Genomic DNA, 24639 nt, shown 5'->3' with positions numbered 1-24639 from the left:
TCTATTTGATGCTTCGCAGAGTTGCTTGAGATTTGATCCGGTTTAGTCAAGTTCGCGCAACGGATGCGCATAGGCCGGCCAGGCCGATTCAAAGAATGGCGCAATCATTTCCTGACTTACTTCTGCCAGCGATGCCGGCCGCCATTGCGGCGCGTGGTCTTTGTCGATCACGAGCGCACGTATGCCTTCCAGCACTTCTCCATGTTCAAAGCAGCGTCGTACCATCGTGCGTTCCAGGCGCAGGCAATCTGCCAGTTCCATGTTGGCTGAACGGCGTATCTGCTCCAGCGAAACGCAGACCAACAGCGGCGAACGCTGCAGCAGGGAGTCCAGCGTTTTTTTCGCGAAGGGATCATCGTCTTGTTTCAGGGATTCGACGATAGCAGCCACATTGTCGTGTGAAAAATGGCGATCGATCAAATCACGCTGTTTGGCGAGCACGCTATTCGCGGGATCGATTTGTTCAGCAAACGGCGCTGCAAATTCATCGATGGCCTGGCGGTATTGCCGATTCTTGACGGATGCAAGCAAGGTCAACAAGGCGGGTAATTCCTTGCGCGGAATAAATACATCGGCCAGGTCGGCGTACAAGGCATCTGCGGCGCCGGCAATTTCCCCCGTCAGGCCGAGATAGGTACCGATTTCCCCCGGCAGGCGCGACAGGAAATAACCGCCGCCTACATCCGGGAACAAGCCGATATTCACTTCCGGCATCGCCATGCGCGTGCGTTCGGTCACGATGCGTATCCGCGCTGCGGCACTGCTTTGCGTAATACCCATGCCGCCACCCATCACGATGCCATCCATCAGTGCGATGTAGGGCTTCGGATAATGATGAATCAAGTGGTTCAACGCATATTCTTCGGTAAAAAAATCTTCCAGCAAGGCGCTACCGCCACGCAGCCCTGCGATGCCGACATCGTAAAAAAAACGAATATCGCCGCCGGCACAAAATGCCTTGGGGGTGCTGGAGTTGATCAGCACAGCGTGCACGTTTTCATCCGCCCGCCATGCCGACAGCGCTTGCGTCATCGTGCGGATCATGTCCAGCGAAAGAGAATTCATGGCCTGCGGGCGATCCAGTGTCAGGCAGCCTAAGCCATGGTCGATAGTGATGCGGATATCTGCGGGCATATATGAAGTTTGTTGGGTGAGGTTAGGCATTCTAGCGGCTTCTTTGCGACAGGTAGCGATAGAGGCAAACCGCTCGGAGCGGGAATTGCGCCGTTTATCGGATGCGTCTGGTAATGCCGCTTGATTGGTTTAAATTAATGTTACTTAAAGGGAACATGACATGAAACATATTTTTTCCTCCTCATCCAATTCGCGTCAATCGGCTGGATTTACGCTGATTGAACTCATGATTACCGTTGCCATTATCGGCATTCTTGCTTCGATCGCACTTCCCTATTATGGGGACTATGTGCGCAGAGGAAAAGTGCAGGAGGCAACGTCCGAACTTGCAAATATGCGCGTGAAAATGGAACAGTATTATCAGGATAACCGCAGCTACGCTGGTTATGTCGACGCTGCTTGTGCGACCGCCGCTGGTGCCGTGGTGTCAGGGAAGTACTTCACTTTTGCTTGCGCGACTGATGCTGCTACGCCCAATGTGTATACGATTACCGCAACCGGTGTGGCGAGCCAGGGTATGGATGGATATAAATATTCGCTTGATCAGAACAACACTAAAAAATCAACAGTGCCTCCTGGTGCAGAAGTCAATTGTTGGCTCACCAAGCGCGGTGATGCATGCTGAGGCGCAATGTACATAGCGGGGGCTTTACCCTGATAGAACTGATGATAGGCATAGTCGTGCTGGCTATCGTTATCGCGCTTGGCGTTCCCAGTTATCGCACCTGGATACAAAACGCAAAACTGAGGAACGCAGCGGAATCCATCCTGAATGGTTTGCAATTGGCCCGCTCTGAGGCTGTTGCGCGTAATCAGGTAGTCAGATTTTCGATGGGTGATGGCTCCTCATGGACGGTCTGTCTGGTAGCCGGTGATGATTGCACTCTCATTCAAAGTCGCGCAACAGGTGATGGTTCTTCTGCCGCGGTGATCGTGGTCGCCAATCCCGTAATTTCTGATGTGAATTTCAATGCCTTGGGTCGTGGAACCGACGTTGTGATTGATGTGGATGTGAATACTGAGGTTATGTCAGCAGCGGACAGCAGGAATTTACGCATTATCGTTAACGGCGGCAGTGTGCGGATGTGCGATCCGAACGTTACTGCGCCAGATTCGCGCGCATGTTGAAGGACGAGGGCAGACTCCAATGAAAATGCATATTCGCTATCGTCTCTCCTCCACCCAGAAGGGCATCGTGCTGCTGGAAGGATTGATTGCCATCCTTATTTTTTCTGTGGGTATTCTGGGAGCGGTTGGTTTGCAGGCAACCATGATCAAGGCCAATTCTGACGCCAAGTACCGTGTGGAAGCAGGATTGATTGTGGAGCAGCGTATTTCGCAAATGTGGGTAGATCAAATGAATTTGGCAAACTATGCCGAGCCGGCTCCCGGAACGGATATTTCTGCGGGCTCCGGATTGCCCAATGGACGCAGGATCACGATTCGCGGAGATATACCCAACTGCGCAGGCAATCTGTCATGTTTTGTTGTGAAGGTTACCTGGCAGCAGCCCGGTGATAGCGCAGAACACAATGTCACTAGCGTGGCCAGAGTAACGGGGGGCGTATGAGAAGAATTCATCACGCACGCCGGTTTTCTTCGGGAAATGGTTTTGGTTTGGTGGAGATCATGGTCGGTCTTGCGATCGGGATGATCGCAACGCTGGTGATCGTGCAAGTCGCCGCCATGTTCGAGGGACAAAAGCGTTCAACAACCGGAACTGCAGATGCGCAGACCGCTGGCAGCATTGCGATCTACACGATGCAGCGCCAGATCCAGATGGCCGGTTACGGCTTGCCAGTTTTTAGCGCGCAAAACCAAGCGCTCAATTGCGCAGATAAACCGTTGGCAGATAACGATGGTGATCCCGATACGCCCGAGGTTGGCGTCAGCATTACCCCGGTGGAGATTGTCAACGGCGCTGGTGGTGCCAGCGACCAGATTATTGTACGTAAAGGAACGACCGCCTTTGGTGGTGTGCCGCTTCGCTTCCCATCTGCGCCGGATCAAAATAATATGTTGTCTTGCCAGGTTGACGATAAGGTTCTTGTGACTAACGGCACAAAGTGCGCGATGACTACCGTCGCGGCTGTCGATGCTGCCGGGATTACATTTTCTCCCGTGATCACGGATCCCGCTAGCGGTACCTTTGCTTGTCTAGGTAAACGGTGGGAAGCGACTACTTATGAGGTTTCGGGTAGCAATTTACTTGAGGGTGGAGCGCAAATTGCAGGCGGTGTTGTAAACATGCAGGCTCGCTATGGAATCACCCTGGCTGGAAATGTGAATCAGATCACACCTGACGCTTATGTGGATGCGGTTGATCCGGAATGGGGCGCTGCCATGTCGGCAAGTAATCGCAACAGGATCAAGGCGATTCGTGTGGCGCTGGTCATTCGTAACAGCGTAAAGGAAAAAGAGGACGTCACCGCCGCATGCTCTTCCCTGACAACTGCCGCTCCGACCGGGCTGTGCGCATGGGCCGGCACCGTCGCCAATCCGGCGCCAGCGATTGATCTAAGCGCAGACCCGGATTGGAGAAAATATCGTTACCGAGTGTTCGACACACTTATCCCGATTCGCAACATGATCTGGTCCGCGGACAAACTATGAGCCAACACTCCTTTATGCGCAGGCGGATCAGTACGCTAAGCAGGCAACGCGGGGTCGTACTTTTCATTGCCCTGATCGCTCTGGTCACCATTATGCTGGCGGCAGTTGCGTTAGTGCGTTCTGTGGACACGTCCAGTCTTATCGCGGGCAATATTGCATTTCGCCGCGCCGCGACTTCGTCTGGTGATACTGGATTGGAAAGCGCCATTGCCTGGTTATCTGCGGAGCAGATCAAGGATCAGGCAAAGCTTCCTGCAGATCAGGCATTGAATAACACGAGCGGTGCGAATGGCTATTACTCCAATCTTGTAGTTCCAGACCGAATAGATGCTGTTAAGACCACCGCTATGTGGACTGATCAGGTGAGTGCCCGCGCAGGCAAAGATGCCAGTGATAACGACGTTCGCTACATCATTGAGCGTATGTGCAGCACGATTGAGGGCGAGGCTCCTGTTGCAGAAAAATGTGTATTCAGCGACGCAGAGTCGCAAACAGATTCTATGGTTACCGGCAAGCCACCTGTCGATAAAAGTGGCAGTAGCGTAATGTTCCGTGTAACTGTTCGCGTAACGGGCCCACGTAATACCGTCAGCTACATTCAGGGATTCATTTACTAAGAGGCAAGCATGAAACACTATTTCGACATTGGGCGCCGCGCCAATATTGTGGCGATAGTCACGTTTGCCTTCGCAATGACGCTGCCTTTGAAGGCGCTGCCTGCATCAATAGCATTGGCAACCGAGCCGCTCGCCAATGCAACTACGACGGCGGTGCTGCCAAACTTGATGTTCATTCTCGATGGTTCTGGAAGTATGGATTGGAACTATCTGCCGGATTGGGTGGACGATAACCTTTGCAAAAACACGAATGGCAGTTACAGCCTGGGATGTGTCAATTCACCGCTGTTCAAAAGTCCGGATGTGAATGGTGTTTATTACAACCCTGCAATCAACTATCTGCCGCCGGTGGATAGTGCGGGCACCAGCTATGCAAGCCAGACTTCCTGGGCTAGCGTCAAGAATGATGCGTATGGTATTCAAAGTAGTAGCTCGACAAATTTGGTCACCTCCTATCCAGACGTGGAATGGTGCACAAGTACTAGCTATAGCAACTGCCTGCGCAATGACAATTACGTCTTGCCAGGTACTGTAGGAGTTAATAATTACACTGTTCAGCACACTACGACATCGAACGGTAACAAGTTACTGGCGAAAATGGATTCTTCTGGGGGGATAACCACTGAGCTCAAAACCCTGGGCCCGCACTACTATCGCATTATCCCTGGCGAATGGTGTGACTCTGCCAAACTGATTAATTGTCAATCGAATCAAAGCGATGTCTTCAGTTTTCCTGCGCGTGTGCGCTGGTGTCTGGATGATGCAAATGCAAAGGCGGACATACCTGCCGCCAATTCTTGCCAGGGACTGCGCGCTGGTAACTACAAGCAAATACGATTTCCCACCAAATTTTTATCGCCTGCCCAACCATATGTGCCATCTGTGCCTGCAGTAGGTGCCAGCGCAACATTCAGATTCTCGATGGCTGGGTGTAGTGGCTCCAAGAAGGCGGGGATTGCATCGATCACGATTAATGGGGTCAGTATCTTGCCTTCGGCAACAACGAATGAAAGTTCGGCCTCTTCGCTGGCGGGTAGCGCCAGAGGAAAAACACCGCCGACCGGATATTCATTCAGCGGTTCCGGTGACACCTTGAAGATACAAGTGCCGGCAACCATGGGCGATGTCAACTATGACGTCATTCTTACGAGTACATCGAGTTCCAATAGTAGCTGCACCTTTAGCCCAATGACCCAGAAGCTTAGTGGTTACGTCGCGAGTAAGCCAGAGATTCTCGCATCATCTCCTCTCTATTCAGGTTCTTTTGTGCGTACCGATATCGTGGATGGAGCAACTTATCCGCGCGCTGCAGCACGCACTGACTGTATCGCCAGCACGACCTCTTGTTCATATAGCGAAGAGATGACGAATTTCGCAAACTGGTGGACGTATTATCAGACGCGGATGCAGACGATGAAAACTGCTACCAGCCGAGCCTTCAAGTCGATCGATAATCGTTATCGTGTCGGTTTTATCGACATACAGGGCAATAATTATTTGCCGATCGCTCCGTTCGACGCCGGCACCAACAATACCAAAGATAAATGGTACAAAAAACTGTTTTCGATCAATCCTGCCAATGGTACGCCATTGCGATCGGCGCTGGCGCGTGTGGGCTTGCTGTATGCAGGGAAGAAACCTGTAGGGAGCGCAGATCCGATGCAGTATTCTTGCCAGCAGAATTTTGCCTTGCTCACCACAGACGGTTACTGGAATACGGATGCAAATTCTGATGTTAAGGGATTGAATGGCAATGCAGTCGGCAATCTCGATGGAGGTAGTACGCCGCGCCCGATGTATGAAGGGCCGACGGCCAGTTCCAACAGTCTGGCAGATGCGGCAAAATATTATTACGACACTGATTTGCGTAACAGTTCGCTTGGCAACTGCACGGGGGCATTGGGCATTGATGTATGCAAGGATAATGTTTTTGTGAGTGGCACCGACAATAACGTTAAACAACATATGACCACATTCACACTCGGTTTGGGTGTGGATGGCACGCTGTCCTATGTCAGTGATTACAAGACAGCTGATTCCGGGGATTATTACGACATTAAACATGGTTCCGGCACATCGGCTGTCAACTGGCCAGTGCCGGTTGCGGATACCGAAACCGCGATTGACGATTTATGGCATGCCGCAGTCAATGGTCAGGGAACCTACTTCAGTGCAAAAGACCCAAGTCAGTTGACTAGCGGCCTGAATGGCGCGCTTGCCGCTATTGGGTCAAAACTGGGCGCTGGCTCCGCTGCGGCTACCAGTACCTTGAATCCAGTGGCCAATGATAACTTCGCTTATGTAGCAAGCTACACCACGGTCAAATGGCAGGGCAATCTCGAGGCTCGTACTATCAACCTGAAAACTGGTGACGTTAGTGAGTCGCCGGCGTGGTGCGTCGAGAATACAATTGCCGGCTCTTGCTCGGCACCAGGAACCATCATGCAATCGACGGATGGTAGCAGTACAGCTTACTATTGCGTCACACCGGGTGCCACAGCGGATACCTGCGTTAATGGCACATTGGACGGTACAAGCTGCAAAGTTGAAATGGCAACGGCTTGTACCGGCACCATGCGCTCAAGAGTGGGCACGTCGACAGATAGTCGTGTCATCAAAATGGCAAATGGCGCGGGAGCCTTGGTCGATTTTATCTATGACAACTTGTCAAACACCCAGAAAACCTATTTTTCCGGCACCGGATTGAGCCAGTGGGCAGATTTGTCTACCGATCAGAAGACGCTTGCTGCAGGTGAAAAGATGGTGAGCTATCTGAGGGGGCATACCGGATTTGAGATGGAGCGGACCAGCAATGCGGTTGAAGATCGGCTGTATCGTTACCGCGAAGCGACCTTGGGCGATGCAATCGAGTCGCAACCTGCTTTCGTAGGTAAGCCGTATTTCAAGTATGCCGATACAGATTATGCCGCATACATCACAGCAAAGACGTCGCGTCCGAAGACAGTATATATGGGGGCTAATGATGGCATGCTGCATGCGTTTGATGCAGTAGATGGTACGGAACGGTGGGCATTTGTGCCTACCTTGATGATTCCGGATCTTTGGCATCTGGCAGACAAGAACTACGCAAGTCAGCATAGAAACTATGTTAATGGCAGGCCTGTGATTGCAGATGTGTATGACACTGCGACGGCTGCATGGCGCACGATTCTGGTTGCTGGCTTGAATGGTGGGGGGAGAGGATATTATGCGCTCGATATTACCAATCCCATCGCGCCTAGTTTGCTGTGGGAAATAAACTCAAGTACCGAAGCAAATCTTGGCTACAGCTATGGTTATCCGGTCGTGACAAAAAAAGCTGACGGTACCTGGGTCGTGCTGTTCACATCGGGCTATAACAATACCAGTCCGGGAAATGGGGAGGGCTATCTATATGTGCGTAATGCACTAACCGGTGCGCATATTGCGCGTATTGGAACGGGAGCGGGAGATACGACTACGCCTAGTGGGCTGGCCAAGATATCGAATTATGCAAACGACCCAACGCGAAATAATACTTCGCTCTACGTTTATGGTGGAGACATCCTGGGTAACGTGTGGCGATTTAATATCAACAACAATACGGTTCTGAAATTAGCAACCTTAAAGGATCCGTCGGGCGCGGCGCAGCCAGTTACCGCCGCACCGGAATTGGGAGTCGCTTACGGTAAGCGACTGGTATTTGTGGGGACTGGGAAATATCTGGAAAAAAGCGATCTGGAGAATACCCAGCGGCAGACCTTGTATGCGATCAAGGATGATAATCTTGTGACGACGCTGGTGAATCCTCGCCTTTCCTTGGTGCAGCAGACCTTGACGACTTCGGGATCGACGCGCACTGCCTCTCAAAATGAAATGGATTTCCGAAGCGATCCAGGATGGTTCATTGATCTATCGGATAGCGGGGAGCGGATTCATGTCGAGCCGATACTGGACTCTGGATTGTTAATCGCGCCATCGACGGTTCCGTCTAATACAGTCTGTTCACCCGGTGGTTATGGATGGCTCAATTATTTTAATTACCTGAACGGCAATAATGCTGACGGGCTCGTTTCGGAATTGTTCAATGCTCCGATTGTCGGTGTGAATTATTACTACACACCGGATGGTAAAAGACATGTTTCGGTTGTAACGTCAGACCATCCGACTCCGGAGCAACCGACGCATGAGTTACCTAACCCCCCTAGTGCCTTGTCATTCAAGGGGAAGCGCGTGATTTGGCGAGAGCTGATACCGGAGTGAAGTGAATTTTAAGTAGATCGGCGGCCTATCATTGCCGCCGATTTTTATTCGGCGGCTTGGTGGGTGGTATCCGGCTCATTTTCTTGCGCCTCGATACGAATTTCGCTCGGTACCGATATATCATTAATTCTGGCGGGCTCGAACTTCATAGCCTTGAACGCATTGATGATCAATTGTCTTGCATTTTCATCGATACTTTTGTTGTCAATCAAGACTTCGTCTATTTCTCCTTTGTCACTGATGCGTAGAGTCAGGATCAGCGTTTGAGACAGGTCTGAAAGTATGGGCAGAGAAAAATCCGCTGGGACGTCTGTAATGACCACGGGTTTGCTGCTTACTTCATCATATTTAAAATAGTAGGTTTTATTTCCGGCTCTTTCGATATTTTGCGTGTCTTGCTGCGCATCTGATTCCACTTGGGGTGCGCTATCGCCACTTTTCGCAGTACTCAAGATATTTTTGCGGACAGGATTTTTCTGTGAAGGGTTGGTCTTCAAGGTAACCAAAACATTCTGTGTTGCCGGCTTGCTGCTGACAGAGTCAAGCCAGAAACGCAGAAAAAATATATGCGCGCTCACAGCGAGAAGCAGTGCAATCACTGTCGCAGTTTTTGGAGTCGGGAAGGGATATTGACGTTGATGGACTTGCATTGAATTATTCTATAACGACATTCATGAGGGTTTGACGCTCATTTTTGCAAGACATGTTTGAGGCGGAAGATATTAAGTATAAAAAAGGGCGCAAATTGCGCCCTTCATTTTTAGCGACCGATACTCTCAGTCTGGTTGTCGCGCCTTAAGACGCAACAGCATCCGATTCATCCGGCAATCGTTTGATTGCATCATGCTGATGATCCTGCTGTTTGGTTTTGTATTTGATGACTTGTCGATCGAGTTTGTCGATCAGGGTGTCAATCGCGGCATACAAATTATTCGCGATGCTTTCCACATGTATATCCTTGCCTCTCACACGCAAGTTGATTTCCGCCCTTTGGCGTTTTTCTTTTTCCGGAAGATTATCTACAGTCAGAATGACTGCAATATCGATGACGTGATCGAAATGCCGTTTGATGCGCTCCAGTTTTCCTTGTACATATTCGCGGATGGCTGGGGTTAATTCGAGGTGATGTCCACTGATTGTGAGATTCATACAGTGCTCCTATGATAATTCACTGGAGGTTCATGCCTTTACCTGGCCATGAACACAGCAAGGTATAACAAAAACTACTAAGGACGAGCTCTACAACGATTTGCGCAAATTGACTGGGGGGATTTTCAAGGCTTCACGGTATTTTGCAACGGTACGTCGCGCCACCACCATACCTTGTTCCGCCAGCATTTCTGCGATCTTGCTATCAGAGAATGGCGTTTTCTGGTTTTCGGCTCCTATCAGTTGCTTGATCAGTGCGCGTATCGCAGTTGACGATGCTTCACCCCCGGTTTCCGTTGCAACATGGCTGCCGAAAAAGTATTTCAATTCGAACATGCCATGCGGGGTAAGCATGTATTTCTGCGTCGTCACACGAGAAATAGTGCTCTCGTGTAGACCTAGTGTATCAGCTATTTCACGCAACACAAGCGGTCGCATTGCTACGGCGCCGTGTGAAAAAAAGTTGCGTTGCCGCTCTACAATTGCCTGCGATACACGCAGGATGGTGTCGAAGCGCTGACGCATGTTTTTGATCAGCCACTTGGCTTCCTGCAGCTGCGAGCCTAGCGAGCCGTCACCCTTGCTTTGCTTCAAAATATTGGCGTACAAGCTGTTGACGCGCAGGCGCGGCATGACGTCGTGATTGAGCATCACTTGCCAGCCGTTGCGTGTGCGTTTGACGATCACGTCGGGCACCACATAATCGGAGGTGTCGGTGGCGAAGGTGGAGCCTGGATGCGGATTGCATTGCTTGATGATGACTTGTGCTTCGCGCAGATCTTCATCGTCGCAATCGAGTGCCTTGCGTAGTTTGTTGAAGTCGCGTTGAGCGAAAAGGCCGAGATGATGTTGCACGATGGCGAGTGCCATGCGGCGCGTGACCATTGCTACTTTTGGCATGCGCCTGATTTGCAGAGCCAGACATTCGGAAGCATTGCGTGCACCGACGCCGGGCGGATCGAAACTTTGCAGCAGGTTCAATGCAATCTGCAACTCTTCCAGTTCTATTTCGAGTTCTTCCGGCAGACGTGCGTGGATTTCTTCCAGTTCTTCTTCCAGATAGCCGTTGTCGTTCAGTGCATCGATGATAAGTTCTAGCAATGCCCGATCGCGTTGTTCGCGTACGGTGACGCGCATCTGTTCCAGCAAGTGTTCGCGCAGCGTGGTTTCGTGCGCTTCCAGTTGCGGGCGGGCATCGTCGTCTTCCGGCACTTTCGAGGTGCGCGCGACATCGTCGAAACTCCATTCGGCATCGCCGTTGGATGCTTCCGCCGGCTCGGGAACATCGAAGCTGGTGTCGCTTTCCGGTGTTTGCGCATTCGCTTCGACGCTGGCACCTTCCGGCGTGGTGCCGGCAGAACCGATTGCGCCATCGGCCAGCAGGCGAATGGCGTGGTCTAGCGGGTCGTCGGTACGTTCCAGCAGCGGATTGTCGGCCAGGATCTGTTCGAGTTCCTGATGCAGTTCTAGTGTGGACAGTTGCAGCAGGCGTATCGATTGCTGCAATTGCGGTGTCAATGCCAGATGTTGCGAAACGCGTAATTGCAGGGATTGCTTCATGGGGCTTTGTCTTGTTTCCGCAGTTACATGCGGAAGTGTTCGCCCAGGTAGACACGGCGTACCGATTCGTCGGCAATGATGTCGTCCGGTCGGCCGCTGGCCAGCACGGCGCCCTGATTGATGATGTAGGCGCGGTCGCAGATGCCCAGGGTTTCACGTACGTTGTGATCGGTGATCAGGACGCCGATGCCGCGTTCTTTCAAAAAGCGCACGATGCGCTGAATTTCAATCACGGCAATCGGATCGACACCGGCAAACGGTTCGTCCAGCAAAACAAAGCGCGGATTGGTTGCCAATGCGCGGGCGATTTCGACACGACGGCGCTCACCGCCGGATAGGGACAAGGCCTGATTCTCACGCAGCTTTTCAATTTGCAAATCGGCCAGCAAGGTATCCAGACGCTGTTCAAGCTGCTCTTTGCCTAAGGCCTTGCCATTCACGCGTTGCAGTTCCAGCACGGCGCGAATATTGTCTTCCACGCTCAGTTTGCGGAATACCGAGGCTTCCTGCGGCAGATAGGACAGGCCGAGCTGGGCGCGTTTGTGAATCGGCTGGCGCGAAATATCGACGCCATCCAGTTCGATGCGGCCGGCGTCGGATGGCACCAGCCCGACGATCATATAGAAGGAGGTGGTTTTGCCGGCGCCGTTCGGGCCCAGCAAACCGATCACTTCACCGCTCTCAACCTGCAATGCGACATCGCGCACCACCTGACGTGCGCCATAGCTTTTTTGCAGGCCGCTGACTATCAACTTGCTCGACATCTTATGGCGCCTTTTTCGTATCTGTGGCGCGCGGCTGGATGATGGCCTTGATGCGACCGGCACCGGGCTTGCTGTCGCCGCTTGCAGTGTTGTGGACGGTAAAGAATTCGGCGCGCGTATCGTAGGAGATATATTCGCCGTTGACTTCATCGGTGGCCTTGCCGTTTTCCAGGCGGCGCATGCGCGCTTTGGAAAACAGTTTCATGATTTCATTCTTGTCATCGTATTCGATGCGTTCGGCCTGGCCGTCTATCCACTGGTCCGGGCCGCCATCGCGCTTCTGGCGAAAGCTGGCAAGCGAGCCGGGGGCCGCGTACATGACGACAAATTGATAGCCGGCGGGATCCTGCGTCACGACCATCTTGTTGGCTTTCATCAGGATCGAGCCGCGCGTCAGTACGACATTGCCGATGAAGGTGTTGATTTGCTTGACGTCGTCGTACTGCATTTGATCGGCTTCGACGTTGGTCGGTTTGGTCGCATCGGTTTTTTCGGCATGCGCGGCAGACATGGCGCAGATGCCTGAAAGAAGCAGCAGTGCAGGTAGTAATCGTTTCATGACAGTTTTCTTAAAAATCGATCGATTAAAAGCCGGGTCACATCATCAACGAGTGATATTGGGTGGCTGATACTGGCCTTTTACATTGCTGGATAAACGGAATTCGCCACTTGCATTGTTGGCGAACATGCCGGCCCCGGTTAATACCGATTCGCCAATTGTTATTTCAACCGGTTTCGGCGTTTTCATCACGTCGTCATCCGGCAATAGCAGCAGATATGAGGTCTTGAGCTGGAAATGCCGGGAAGTAGTTGATGCGGGTCTGTCGATATGCACGTTATCGTACATATGCACTTCGCTGCTGTTGTTGCTAATGGTGGCGCGCAGGGAGCGACTCACCATAGGCGGCTTGTCCGCGCTGTAGCTATGCATGACCGGATTCTGTATCTGATAGGAGTCGTCCTGAGGATAATGCTTCATCTCGGTGCCGGTCAGGTTATAGCGGGCCTCGCCGGTTTTCCCCATGCGGACGAAATTGAATTTTTCCACATAAAAGTCCGGCTCCGTGCGTGCGCGTGCGGGCAGCGCATCTTCGGTTTTCCGCTGCATGACTTCAACCAGCCAGAAACTGCCAAGCGCGAGGGCTGCACTGAGTGCAATCAATACAATCAGGCGTACCCCGTTGGCGGAGTTGGCGCTCTTCACAATAGATACGGCGCCAGTGCCGCCTCATAGTTGCCTTGCGCGCGCAGAATGAAATCGCATAATTCGCGTGCCGCGCCACGGCCGCCACCGGCTTGCGTCACGTAATGCACGCGTGTACGTACTTCAGGATGCGCGTTCGGCACGCTGGCGGCGAAGCCGACGCGCGACAGAATCGGCAAGTCGATGACATCGTCGCCGATAAAACCGCAGGCAGCAGCCGCTATGCCGGTTTGCGTCAGCAATTGTTCAAATGCAGAGCGCTTGTCGTGTATGCCCTGGAAGACATGATGAATGCCGAGATCGGTGGCGCGGCGCAGCACGATGGGCGACTGGCGTGCGCTGATGATGGCGGTGGCGACGCCGGATTGCTGCAGCAGCTTGATGCCGTGGCCATCGAGTACGTTGAAGGTTTTGATGACTTCGCCATCGGCGCCGAAATGCAGGCTGCCATCCGTCAGAATACCGTCAACGTCGAAAATCATCAGGCGCACATTCGAGGCGCGAGCGATCGCTGCGTTATCTGTCGGGGATGTCATCAGATTACTTTCGCGCGTGTCAAATCGTGAATATGCAGCGCGCCTACCAGTTTGCCATCGGCATTCGTTACCAGCAGCTGGTTGATGCGGAATTCTTCCATCATCTCGACAGCATCTACCGCCAGTTGGTCCGGCTGGACGCTGCGCGGATTCGCATGCATGACTTCAGCAATCGACAAGGTGGAAAAATCGCGCTGGTTCTCGATCAGGCGGCGCAAATCGCCGTCGGTGAAGACGCCGATGGCGCGTCCGTCGGCATCGACTACCGACGTCATTGCCATGCCTTTTCTGCTGATTTCCAGTAGTGCTGTGTACAGACTGGCATCTTTGCCCACGGTTGGAATCGCGTCGCCGGTGCGCATCACATCGCGTACGTGTGTCAGCAAACGACGGCCCAGTGCGCCGCCCGGATGGGAGCGTGCAAAATCTTCTTCGCCGAAGCCGCGTGCGTCGAGCAGGGCGACCGCCAATGCATCGCCGATGGCCAGCGTCGCCGTGGTGCTGGCGGTCGGCGCCAGATTCAGGGGGCAGGCTTCCTTGTCGACCCTGACGTTCAAGTGCACGTCGGCCAGTTGCGCCAGCGTGGAATCGTCATTGCCGGTGATCGTGATCAAGGTTGCGCCCATGCGTTTGATGATGGGAACGATGGCAAGCAGTTCGCCGGCTTCGCCGGAATACGAAATCGCAATCAGCGCATCGTCGGCCGTGATCATGCCCAGATCGCCGTGCGAGGCTTCCGCGGCATGAACGAATAAGGCCGGCGTGCCGGTTGAGGCCAGCGTGGAGGCGATTTTGCGGGCGATATGGCCGGACTTGCCGATGCCGGATACCACTACGCGGCCTGTGCAGTTCAATAGCAGCGCGACAGCCTGAATGAATTGTTCGCCGCTTTCATTGCTGATGCGCTGCTTTAGTGCAAGGATGGCATCTGCCTCGATTTGCAAGGTATCGCGCGCAAATTGCAGCGCGCGCGTTGCGCTCTTGGCATCAAAAGTTGCCGGTGGTTTTTTGGCATGGGGTACACTCATGTTGAAAGTATAAACGAATTCGCAAAGCAAAAAACCTGCCAGACAGAACAAAAATATGTTTTGATTCTTCTGCTCGCCCTTCTGAATAAACCAGCCGGTTCACATCTATGTTGTCTCCTTTAGAGCTCACGCTTTTGTTGCTTGCTGCGGCGGTTTTGGGCGTGGTCGCCTTCCGCAGCATGCATTTGCCGCCCATGCTGGGATATCTGGTGGCGGGGATTTTGATCGGACCGCATACGCTGGGTTGGGCGGAAGACAGCTCCACCACCCATGCGCTCGGCGAATTCGGCGTGGTGTTCCTGATGTTTTCCATCGGGCTGGAATTTTCTCTGGCCAAATTGTCTGCGATGCGACGTACCGTGTTCGGCCTCGGCATGGCGCAGGTATTGCTGACGATTGTGCTGACCATGATATTCGGCTGGCTGGTCGCGCATTTTTCCAGTCGCTTGAGCAGCATCAGCTGGCAGGCCGCGCTGGCAGTCGGTGGCGCGCTGGCCATGTCATCGACTGCGATAGTTTCCAAGGTATTGACGGAGCGGCTGGAGCTGGAGAGCGAGCATGGCCGCCGCAGCATAGGTATTCTGCTGTTTCAGGATCTCGCATTGGTGCCGCTGCTGATTCTGATTCCTGCACTGGCCAATCCCAAGGGCGATCTGGTTGTCACGCTGGGGTGGGCAGCCTGCAAGGCGGTTATTGTGCTGGTGCTGCTGCTGTTTGTCGGGCACAAGGTGATGCGCGGCTGGTTCCGCCTCGTCGTCAAACGGCGTTCGCAAGAATTGTTCATGCTGAACCTGTTGCTGATCACGCTCGGTGCCGCGTGGATTACCGAGATGGCCGGGCTGTCGCTGGCGCTGGGTGCCTTTGTCGCCGGCATGCTGATTTCCGAAACCGAGTTCAAGCATCAGGTGGAAGAAGATATCAAATCATTTCGCGATGTGTTGCTGGGTTTGTTCTTTATTACCATCGGCATGTTGCTGGATATACGGCTGGTCGTCGAATACTGGTGGCTGGTGCTGTTGTTGTTGATCGGGCCCGTACTCGTGAAGTTCGCTCTGGTGGCGATACTGGCGCGCTGGTTTGGTGCGCCGCTCGGCGTAGCCTTGCGCACGGGACTGGCGCTGGCGCAGGCCGGCGAATTCGGTTTCGTGCTGCTGAACCAGATTGGCGCGCTGAATTTGCTGGAGCCGCTGATTGTGCAATTGATACTGGCATCCATGGTGTTGTCGATGCTGATCGCGCCCCTGATACTCGCCAAATCCAATGCGATCGTGATGAAAATGTCTGCCAATGAATGGATGGTGCAGTCGCTGGCGCTGACAAAAATTGCCAGTCGCACCATGGCGGCGCAACAGCATGTCGTGATTGCCGGTTTCGGCCGCACCGGTCAAAGCCTGGCCAAATTGCTGGACGAAGAAGGCATACCGTATCAGGCGCTGGATCTGGACCCGGACCGCGTGCGGGATGCGCAGGCAGCCGGCGCCAATGTTTCGTACGGCGATGCCGGGCGGCGCGAAAGCCTGGTGGCAGCTGGTATCAATCGTGCCGCTGCACTGGTGATTACCTACGCCAGCACGCCTTCCGCCTTGAAAATTCTGCATCACACGCAACAGATTGCGCCTACCTTGCCGGTGATTGTGCGCAGCTACGACGATTCCGATCTCGATAAACTGCGTTCCGCCGGCGCGACCGAAGTGGTGCCGGAAGCAATCGAAGGCAGTCTGATGCTGGCATCGCATGCCTTGCTGACGCTGGGCGTGCCGTTGCGTCGTGTGGTGCACCGCATCCAGACCGCACGTGGCGAACGCTATGCATCCTTGCGCGGTTTCTTTCATGGTGTCAGCGATGTTTCTGACGGGGATGAACATTTGCAGGTGCGCTTGCGTTCGGTGCAATTGACCGAGAGCGCGCATGCGATAGGCAAAACGCTGGCGCAATTGGGGCTGGATGCGCTGGGTGTGGAGGTGACCGCGCTGCGGCGTGACGGCATACGCATCGACTGGACGCCGGAAACGATTTTGCTGGCAGGCGATATCATTGTGCTATGCGCGGCAGTGGAAGAGCTCGCGCGCGCGGAGAATCGCTTGCTAAAGGGCTGAAGAGCGGTGGTTGTGGTTGACGGTAGTCATATGAAGACGGAAAATTGCGCACCTGTAATGCAGGTGCTTGCCGCGATCAGTAATAGTCCGCAGTAAAGCAATAGTAAAACAGCAGCAATCAAGACGGTTCGGCATGCCGTTCTTTTCGAGATATCAATATTCTCTTGTTTTCAGGTGGTGATTTGAGCGTTTCCCCCAGCAGTCTTCCTCGTTCGTCCCATGCGTCGCCCGTTTCCGGGCGCGACGATGCGACGAGCCCGCCTGCTGCCTCGCTGCTGCCCTTGTATGTCGATCTGGATGGCACGCTGACGTATACCGATCTGTTATTGGAGTCGGTCCTGCTGCTGATCAAGCGCAATCCGCTTTATCTGTTTCTTTGCTGTATCTGGCTGCTGCGCGGACGCGGCAATCTGAAATCGCAAATCGCGCGGCGAATTGAACTGGACGTGTCCCTGCTGCCGTATAACACGACGCTGCTGGCATATTTGCAGCATCAGCGCGTTGCCGGCCGGCGCCTGGTATTGGCGAGCGCATCGGATCGTACGCTGGTGCAGCGCGTGGCTGATTATCTCGGCATCTTCGACGCGGTATTGGGCAGTGATGAGGCGCTCAATCTTAAATCCGCCGCCAAGCTGCGGGCGATTGAAGCCGATGCTGGTGCACAAGGTTTTGCCTATGCCGGCAACGCTGCAGCAGATCTTGCCGTGTGGGCGCAAGCGGCTGAAATCATCGTCGTCAATGCATCGCCCGGAATTACAAGCCAGGCGCAGAAACTGCAAACGCCTGCATTGATCATTCCGCCGCGCCCATTCAAATGGCGGTTGGTGATGAAGGCATTGCGTCTGCATCAATGGGCCAAGAATGCCTTGCTGTTCGTACCTTTGATGGCAGCGCACGATTTGAACGGCGATAACTGGTTCGCAACCCTGCTGGCATTCGTCGCGTTCGGGATGTGTGCATCGGCGACGTATGTCATCAACGATCTGTTCGACCTGGCGTCGGACAGGGCGCACCCGCGCAAGCGGGCGCGGCCGTTTGCGGCGGCGACGCTGACGATTCCATTCGGTGCGGTACTGGTGCTCGTATTGTTGCCGCTGTCCTTGTGGCTGGCGGCATCGATTTCGCTGTCGTTTTTTGCCTTGATGGTCCTGTATGTGATGGTGACGCTGCTGTATTCGGCGCGCCTGAAACAGATTGCGATTGTCGATGTACTGGTTCTCGCATCGCTGTACACACATCGCATACTGGCCGGCGGCCTGGTCAGCGAGGTGGTGATTTCCAACTGGTTGCTGGCGGTTTCGCTCTTCATGTTCCTCAGTCTGGCGCTGGTCAAGCGCTGTGCCGAACTGGAATTCATGAGTGGTGACGGCAAGGTGTCGCTGGCCGGTCGCGGCTATCGCACCAGCGATTTGTCGTACCTGATCTCGATGGGCATCGCCAGCGGTTTTGTCGCGGTCATGTTGCTGGCCCTGTATATCGATAGCCAGGTCGGTGGTTCCATGTATCCGCATGCGGAAATACTGTGGCTGATCCTGCCGCTGATGCTGTTCTGGATCATGCGTTTGTGGCTGAAAATTTCGCGTATGGAAATTCAAGACGATCCCTTGCTGTTTGCGATTACTGATCGCACGAGTTGGAGCATCGCCGTATTGGTTGCCTGTGTGGCATTGGTGGCATCGCTGGGAGAAATGGCATGAGCCAGATGGCTGCTTTGGGGCTGGCGTTATTTTGCGTATGTCTGACTGCTGCGGCACAGGTATTGCTGAAGATGGGCATGTCGGCACCAGCCATTCAGCAGGCGATGTCGAATGGCATGCGTTCGGTTTACTGGCTGGCGCTGACCAGTCCGCTGATCTGGGGCGGCATGCTCTGCTTCGGCGCGAGTGCCGGCTTGTGGTTGCTGGTGCTGGGCAAGCTGGAAGTCAGCATGGCTTATCCGTTGATTTCGCTCGGCGTCGTGTTGACGACGCTGGCGGGGATATTTATTTTGGGCGAATCGGCCAGCATCTATAAAGTGCTCGGCGTATCGCTGGTGATCGCAGGCGTGCTCGTCCTGTCGGTAAAGAGTTAAGGAATTGGAATGAATTTTAATTCAACACGTTCGCTGTACGCTGGTACCGATCCGGTACGTGCGCGTCAGGTTTTCAAGTGGACGTTTGTGATCACGCTGCTGATCAAGATGTGGCTGGCTGCTTATTTCCCGATGACGGGCGATGAAGCGTTTTTCTATCAATGGGGTGTATTCCCGGCCTGGGGTTATTCCGATCATCCGCCTATGGTGGGCTGGCTGCTGTTCGTGCTCAACAGTATTTCCGCGCATCCGCTGTCGCTACGCTTCTTCACTGTGTTGATGTGGAGTCTGATCGCTCTGGGCCTGGTTGATTTGCTGCGCCGGCTGACGCCGTATCAGGAAGCTGTTGCCTATAGACTGGGCACCTTGTTTCTGCTGCTGCCTTTCACGCTGCTGCTGAATCTGGTCACCACTGACACGCCGCTGATTTTCTTCATCTTTCTGAGCGGCTACTGTTTTATTCGCGGCACGATGTCGGATAAGTTGTCCTGGTTTTTCGGCGCCGGCATATTCCTCGGATGTGCATTGCTGTCGAAATACTTTGCCGGCTTGCTGGCGATTGCCTACTTCGTTTATCTGTGCCGCTCGCGTCGCGGCTGGCCCAAGCTGATCATCATTGCCGCATGTTCTGCTCCTTTGTTCGCCATCACCATCGCATTCAACGCGCACAATTGCTGGACCAATGTCATGTTCAACATGATCAATCGCAACGAGAACACGCAGCTGTCGTTCTATACCGTTGGCGAGTACGTGTTGATGATGATTTACCTGATTACGCCATGGGTATTCGTCAAGTTGCTGCGTTCGGGCGGCATGATGATCCAGCGCGGTGCAATTGTTGTGCTGTTCGTGGTGCCCTTCCTGCTGTTCCTGCTGCTGTCGATGGAAAAAACCATAGGCTTGCACTGGGTGCTGGGTTTCATGCCTTTCCTGTTTTTATTCATCGGCACGACCACCAACGCAGACGATTTGCGCAAGTATGCAAAATGGACTGCATGGTTTTCGGTGCCGCATTTCCTGTTCCTGGCGGCGATTATTCTGTTGCCGACCACGCTGTGGAAGGATTATGCGCTGCACGATGACATCGTATTTCACAAGCAGGCGCCAAGCATCGTCTCTACCTTGCGCCGGGGCTTGCCAGCGGATGCTGCGATCATGGCGCGCGCCTATACGCCGGCTGCCTTGCTGTCGTATCACGCCGGCGAATACTGGCCGACCTTCGGCATCGGGAAATTCCATGCGCGCCAGGATGATTTGAATGTCGATTTCAAACAATATGCAGGCAAGACAATTCGAATTTTCGATCGCCGGGCGATTAACCCTGCCGATCTGGCACCGTATTTTTCGTCGGTGACCGTGCATACGCTGGAGAAGGATGGCGTCACCTTCTGGTACGCCGATGGCAAGGACTTCAACTACGAGGTATATCGCGAGCGTATTTTGAAAACCGTCGCGGATCGGTATTATCGGATACCGTCGTTCCTGCCGGTCTACGGTTGCCAGTTCCTTGAGCGCTACGATATCAAGCGGCCATAAACATGAGTGGCTTCTGTAAGCGCAGCATAAGCTTGCTATAGTAAAGTCGCTTCAGGATGCCTGTGCCGAATGGGAGCAATCCCGTTCGGCATTTTTATTGCGGTCAGAATAATTGGAAAAAATGGAAATTTTTGAACGCATACTCGGCATTATTCTGCCGGTCTTCATCATCATTGCGCTGGGTTACGGCTATGCCCGCTTGCGTGGTGAAGCGGTACGGTCCGATATCACGCCGGTCAATCGGATCAGCATGGAAGTGCTATGCCCGCTGCTGGTCTTTACTGCACTGGCGGCCAAGGATTTTGACCTGGCGAACAACGGCATGCTGATCTTTGCAGGGGTGCTGATTTCTCTGGGTTCGGGCTTGCTGGCGTGGCCGGTGGCGCGTTTGTTCGGCTACGACGTGCGCAGCTTTGTGCCGCCGATGATTTACAACAACTGCGGCAATATGGGCTTGCCTCTTGCGATTCTGGCATTCGGGGCGGATAGTCTGGGCTCTGCCGTTGCCTTGTTCATGGCGTGCAATCTGATGTATTTCTCGGTCGGTATCAAGATCATAGAAAGTGGTCGCAGCAAGGCAAATGGTGTGCGTATCTCACCGTGGAAATTTCTCGCCAATCCGATGATGATTGCAATGTTCGTTGGGATGCTGTTTGCGATCGTGCATGTGCCCTTGCCAGCCCCTTTGTTTATCGCGCTGAAAATGATGGGCGATGCCTGCATCCCCTTGATGCTGTTCGCTTTGGGGGTGCGCATGATGGACGTCACCTTGAAAAGCTGGCATATCGGTTTGGTCGGTGCGATTGTGTGCCCTGCCGCCGGTTTGATCGTTGCATGGGTGCTTGATCAGCTCATCAGCCTGAGTCCTGAGCAGCGCGGGCAAATGTTTCTGTTTGCATCGCTGCCGCCGGCGGTTTTCTGTTTTATGGTGGCGGAGCAGTACAAGCAGGAGCCGGAGAAGGTCGCCTCCATCGTTTTGCTGGGCAATCTGGCTGCGTTTGTATTCGTGCCCGTGGGCTTGTGGATGGGTTTGCCGAACTGAAGTCCGGATTCGGAAAATAAAAAAGGCGAACCGCGGTTCGCCTTTTTTTTATTGGTGCTGAATACCAGGGTTACTATGTATTCAAGCTGCCGATTTCTTCTGCTTCAGCAACGGTGCCAGATATTTTCCGGTAAAGCTGGCCGGATTTTTCGCCAGGTCTTCCGGTGTGCCGCTACCTATGATCTGACCGCCGCCGGCGCCACCTTCCGGCCCCATGTCGATCAGCCAGTCGGCTGTCTTGATGACGTCCAGATTGTGCTCGATGATGACGACCGTATTGCCCTGATCGCGCAAGCGATGTATCACTTTCAGCAGCAAGTCGATATCGTGGAAATGCAGGCCGGTGGTCGGCTCGTCCAGGATATACAAGGTGCGGCCGGTATCGCGCTTGGATAATTCCAGCGACAGTTTGACGCGTTGCGCTTCACCGCCCGATAACGTGGTTGCGCTTTGCCCAAGACGAATGTAGCCGAGGCCGACATCCAGCAGGGTTTGCAATTTGCGTGCAATCAGCGGCACCGGTTTGAAGAAGACGTGCGCCTCTTCGACCGTCATGTTCAATACTTCGGTGATGTTCTTGCCCTTGTATTGAATCTCCATCGTCTCGCGGTTGTAGCGATTGCCGTGGCAGACATCGCACGGCACATAGACGTCCGGCAAAAAGTGCATCTCGACCTTGATGACGCCATCGCCCTGGCATGCTTCGCAACGACCGCCTTTGACGTTGAAGGAGAAGCGCCCGGCAGAGTAGCCGCGTTCTTTCGACGTCGGCACGGTGGCAAACAGATCGCGGATAGGCGTGAACAAGCCGGTGTAGGTGGCAGGATTCGAGCGCGGCGTGCGACCGATAGGCGCCTGATCGACCGAAATTACCTTGTCGAAATGTTCGAAGCCGCTGATCGATTCGTGCGCGGCCGGTTCCGCTTGCGAGCCGTACAGATGGCGCGAAGCGGCGTGATACAGCGTGTCGTTGACCAGCGTCGATTTGCCCGAGCCGGAGACGCCGGTAACGCAGGTCAGCAAGCCGACCGGCAATTCGAGCGTGACGTCTTTCAGGTTGTTGCCGGTAGCACCCGTGATCACAAATTGTTTCTTCGGATTGGGCAGCGTGCGTTTCTTCGGCACGGCTATGCCGAGCGTGCCGTTCAGGTATTGCGCAGTCAGTGAAGTCTTGCTTTTCAGGATATCTTTCAGCGTCCCTTCGGCAATGACTTCGCCGCCATGCACGCCGGCGCCTATGCCCATATCGACCACATAGTCGGCACAGCGAATCGCGTCTTCGTCGTGTTCCACTACCAGCACGCTGTTGCCGATATCGCGCAAGTGCTTGAGCGTTTCGATCAATCTATCGTTGTCGCGCTGATGCAAACCGATAGACGGTTCATCCAGCACATACATGACGCCGGTCAGGCCGGAACCGATTTGCGAGGCGAGGCGTATGCGCTGTGCTTCGCCGCCGGACAGCGTATCGGCGCTGCGTTCCAGCGACAGGTAATCGAGGCCGACGTTGTTCAGGAACTTCAGGCGTGAAATGATTTCCTTGACGATGCGATCGGCGATTTCCTTCTTCGCGCCGGTCAGCGTCAGCGTTTCAAAAAATTCCAGCGTCTGGCGTAAAGGCGTGGCGGCGACTTCGTAAATGGCGCGTTTCTGTTCGCCGTTGCCGACCAGAACATGGCGTGCTTCGACGCGCAGGCGCGCACCGTGGCAGCTCGGGCATTCTTTTTCGTTGATGAACTTCGCCAGCTCTTCCTTCACGGCCATCGAATCGGTTTCGCGATAACGACGCTGCAGATTATTCACGACACCTTCAAATTCGTGTTCACGAATGACGGTGCGGCCTTTTTCATTGACGTAGGTGAATGGAATTTTCTGTTTTCCGGAGCCGAACAATACCGCTTTCTGCGCGACTTCCGGCAGTTTTTCAAACGGGACATCGATATCGAAATCGTAGAATTCCGCCAGATTCGACAGCATCTGGAAATAGAACTGATTGCGCCTGTCCCAGCCTTTGACGGCGCCGCTGGCAAGCGACAGATTGGGGAAGGCAACGATACGTTTCGGATCGAAGAATTCGATATGACCGAGACCATCGCATTCCGGGCAGGCGCCCATAGGATTGTTGAACGAGAACAGACGCGGTTCCAGTTCCTGCAGCGAGTAGCCGCAGACAGGGCAGGCGAATTTATTCGAGTACAACTGTTCGACGCCGGTATCCATTTCCAGCACCAGTGCACGGCCTTCGGCCAGACGCAGTGCGGTTTCGAAACTTTCCGCCAGGCGCTGCTTGATATCGGGCTTGACCTTGATGCGGTCGATGACGACCGCGATCGTATGCTTCTCGGCTTTCTTCAGTTTTGGCAGCGCATCCACATCGTAGATATGCGCATTGCCGGTGCCGCTCTGCACGCGAAAGCGTACGAAACCCTGTGCCTGCATTTGCTCGAACAGATCGAGGTGTTCGCCTTTGCGATTGGCGACGACCGGTGCCATGATCATCAGCTTGGTATCTTCCGGCATTGCCAGTACGGCATCGACCATTTGCGATACCGATTGCGCGGCTAGCGGATTTTCCGGATGGTCGGGGCAATACGGCGTGCCGACGCGTGCGTACAGCAGGCGCAGGTAATCGTGGATTTCTGTCACGGTGCCGACCGTCGAGCGCGGATTATGCGAGGTCGCTTTCTGCTCGATGGAAATCGCCGGCGACAGGCCTTCGATCAAATCGACATCGGGCTTTTCCATCAGCTGCAAAAACTGGCGCGCGTAGGCCGACAGCGATTCGACGTAGCGGCGCTGTCCTTCGGCGTACAGCGTATCGAAGGCGAGCGAAGACTTGCCGGAACCCGACAGGCCGGTGATCACGATCAGTTTGTTGCGCGGCAAATCAAGATTGATGTTTTTGAGGTTGTGCGTACGCGCACCTCGGATACGAATTTCGTCCATTCACTCTTTCAGCTAGGCTTTCCGGCGCCCGCGCCCTTTTTTGAAGGCCGCAGGAAGGTTAAAACGGGTCAACCTGCTACTATAGCGGGTTTTAAAGCTGG

General features: G+C 54.0%; 21 protein-coding genes. 11 read left to right on the top strand and 10 right to left on the bottom strand.

Annotated elements, in window-relative coordinates:
- Positions 1 to 42: 42 nt before the first annotated feature.
- Positions 43 to 1134 carry an enoyl-CoA hydratase/isomerase family protein gene (locus ACIQW9_RS10780; protein WP_402336515.1) on the bottom strand — a complete coding sequence of 364 codons (1092 nt, stop codon included), beginning with the start codon at positions 1132 to 1134 and terminating at the stop codon, positions 43 to 45.
- 160 nt (positions 1135 to 1294) lie between these two features.
- Between ACIQW9_RS10780 and ACIQW9_RS10775 the strand changes: the two genes are divergently transcribed.
- From ACIQW9_RS10775 to ACIQW9_RS10750, 6 genes are read left to right on the top strand one after another with little or no spacing between them, the layout of a single operon-like run.
- Complete coding sequence (locus ACIQW9_RS10775; RefSeq protein ID WP_402336512.1) at positions 1295 to 1759, top strand: type IV pilin protein; 465 nt, start codon at positions 1295 to 1297, stop codon at positions 1757 to 1759.
- A complete protein-coding gene (locus tag ACIQW9_RS10770) occupies positions 1753 to 2262 on the top strand; it encodes a GspH/FimT family pseudopilin (RefSeq protein WP_402336509.1) in 510 nt (169 codons plus the stop codon). The genes ACIQW9_RS10775 and ACIQW9_RS10770 overlap by 7 nt, the downstream gene beginning before the upstream one ends.
- 19 nt (positions 2263 to 2281) lie before the next feature.
- On the top strand, positions 2282 to 2704 hold the full coding sequence (locus ACIQW9_RS10765; RefSeq protein WP_402336506.1) for a hypothetical protein: 423 nt from the start codon (positions 2282 to 2284) through the stop codon (positions 2702 to 2704).
- Complete coding sequence (locus ACIQW9_RS10760; protein WP_402336503.1) at positions 2701 to 3747, top strand: PilW family protein; 1047 nt, start codon at positions 2701 to 2703, stop codon at positions 3745 to 3747. Before ACIQW9_RS10765 ends, ACIQW9_RS10760 begins: the two co-directional genes overlap by 4 nt.
- Entirely contained in the window at positions 3744 to 4364 is a 621-nt protein-coding gene (locus ACIQW9_RS10755) for a hypothetical protein (RefSeq protein WP_402336500.1), read from the top strand. The genes ACIQW9_RS10760 and ACIQW9_RS10755 overlap by 4 nt, the downstream gene beginning before the upstream one ends.
- 9 nt (positions 4365 to 4373) lie before the next feature.
- Positions 4374 to 8606, top strand: a complete 4233-nt coding sequence (locus ACIQW9_RS10750; RefSeq protein ID WP_402336497.1) for a pilus assembly protein — start codon at positions 4374 to 4376, stop codon at positions 8604 to 8606.
- Positions 8607 to 8650: 44 nt separating this feature from the next.
- Here ACIQW9_RS10750 and ACIQW9_RS10745 read toward each other — a convergent pair whose 3' ends face one another.
- The 8 genes from ACIQW9_RS10745 to ACIQW9_RS10710 form a co-directional block, all read right to left on the bottom strand.
- The gene (locus tag ACIQW9_RS10745; protein WP_402336495.1) at positions 8651 to 9256 is read right to left on the bottom strand and encodes a hypothetical protein; all 606 of its coding nucleotides are present in this window, start codon (positions 9254 to 9256) and stop codon (positions 8651 to 8653) included.
- A 145-nt stretch (positions 9257 to 9401) separates the two neighbouring features.
- Complete coding sequence (hpf, locus tag ACIQW9_RS10740) at positions 9402 to 9755, bottom strand: ribosome hibernation-promoting factor, HPF/YfiA family (RefSeq protein ID WP_402336492.1); 354 nt, start codon at positions 9753 to 9755, stop codon at positions 9402 to 9404.
- A gap of 90 nt (positions 9756 to 9845) precedes the next feature.
- The gene (locus ACIQW9_RS10735) at positions 9846 to 11315 is read right to left on the bottom strand and encodes an RNA polymerase factor sigma-54 (protein ID WP_402336489.1); all 1470 of its coding nucleotides are present in this window, start codon (positions 11313 to 11315) and stop codon (positions 9846 to 9848) included.
- Between the two features lie 23 nt (positions 11316 to 11338).
- Positions 11339 to 12079, bottom strand: coding sequence for an LPS export ABC transporter ATP-binding protein (lptB, locus tag ACIQW9_RS10730; RefSeq protein ID WP_402336486.1), 741 nt, complete (start codon positions 12077 to 12079; stop codon positions 11339 to 11341).
- Between the two features lies 1 nt (position 12080).
- Positions 12081 to 12638, bottom strand: a complete 558-nt coding sequence (lptA, locus tag ACIQW9_RS10725; RefSeq protein WP_402336484.1) for a lipopolysaccharide transport periplasmic protein LptA — start codon at positions 12636 to 12638, stop codon at positions 12081 to 12083.
- Between the two features lie 45 nt (positions 12639 to 12683).
- Complete coding sequence (lptC, locus tag ACIQW9_RS10720; protein WP_402336481.1) at positions 12684 to 13283, bottom strand: LPS export ABC transporter periplasmic protein LptC; 600 nt, start codon at positions 13281 to 13283, stop codon at positions 12684 to 12686.
- Positions 13280 to 13819, bottom strand: a complete 540-nt coding sequence (locus ACIQW9_RS10715; RefSeq protein WP_402336478.1) for a KdsC family phosphatase — start codon at positions 13817 to 13819, stop codon at positions 13280 to 13282. The genes lptC and ACIQW9_RS10715 overlap by 4 nt, the downstream gene beginning before the upstream one ends.
- Positions 13819 to 14847, bottom strand: coding sequence for an SIS domain-containing protein (locus ACIQW9_RS10710; RefSeq protein WP_402336475.1), 1029 nt, complete (start codon positions 14845 to 14847; stop codon positions 13819 to 13821). Before ACIQW9_RS10710 ends, ACIQW9_RS10715 begins: the two co-directional genes overlap by 1 nt.
- A gap of 107 nt (positions 14848 to 14954) precedes the next feature.
- Between ACIQW9_RS10710 and ACIQW9_RS10705 the strand changes: the two genes are divergently transcribed.
- The 5 genes from ACIQW9_RS10705 to ACIQW9_RS10685 all read left to right on the top strand — a co-directional run bounded on the left by ACIQW9_RS10705 (position 14955) and on the right by ACIQW9_RS10685 (position 21592).
- Positions 14955 to 16943, top strand: a complete 1989-nt coding sequence (locus ACIQW9_RS10705; RefSeq protein WP_402336473.1) for a cation:proton antiporter — start codon at positions 14955 to 14957, stop codon at positions 16941 to 16943.
- Between the two features lie 182 nt (positions 16944 to 17125).
- Positions 17126 to 18640 carry a UbiA family prenyltransferase gene (locus tag ACIQW9_RS10700; protein WP_402336470.1) on the top strand — a complete coding sequence of 505 codons (1515 nt, stop codon included), beginning with the start codon at positions 17126 to 17128 and terminating at the stop codon, positions 18638 to 18640.
- A complete protein-coding gene (locus ACIQW9_RS10695) occupies positions 18637 to 19014 on the top strand; it encodes a transporter (RefSeq protein WP_402336467.1) in 378 nt (125 codons plus the stop codon). Before ACIQW9_RS10700 ends, ACIQW9_RS10695 begins: the two co-directional genes overlap by 4 nt.
- 9 nt (positions 19015 to 19023) lie before the next feature.
- On the top strand, positions 19024 to 20550 hold the full coding sequence (locus ACIQW9_RS10690) for a glycosyltransferase family 39 protein (RefSeq protein ID WP_402336465.1): 1527 nt from the start codon (positions 19024 to 19026) through the stop codon (positions 20548 to 20550).
- A gap of 121 nt (positions 20551 to 20671) precedes the next feature.
- A complete protein-coding gene (locus tag ACIQW9_RS10685) occupies positions 20672 to 21592 on the top strand; it encodes an AEC family transporter (RefSeq protein WP_402336462.1) in 921 nt (306 codons plus the stop codon).
- Positions 21593 to 21673: 81 nt separating this feature from the next.
- Here the strand turns inward: ACIQW9_RS10685 and uvrA are convergent, their stop codons facing one another.
- Positions 21674 to 24538 (bottom strand): excinuclease ABC subunit UvrA, encoded by a 2865-nt coding sequence (gene uvrA / locus ACIQW9_RS10680; protein WP_402336460.1) that lies wholly within the window; start codon positions 24536 to 24538, stop codon positions 21674 to 21676.
- Between the last annotated feature and the right edge of the window lie 101 nt (positions 24539 to 24639).

The organism is Herminiimonas sp. NPDC097707, from assembly GCF_044761395.1.
Lineage (GTDB): Bacteria > Pseudomonadota > Gammaproteobacteria > Burkholderiales > Burkholderiaceae_D > Oxalicibacterium.
The sequence above is the reverse complement of the archived record's forward strand: the minus strand, read 5'-3'. Positions and strand labels throughout refer to the sequence as shown.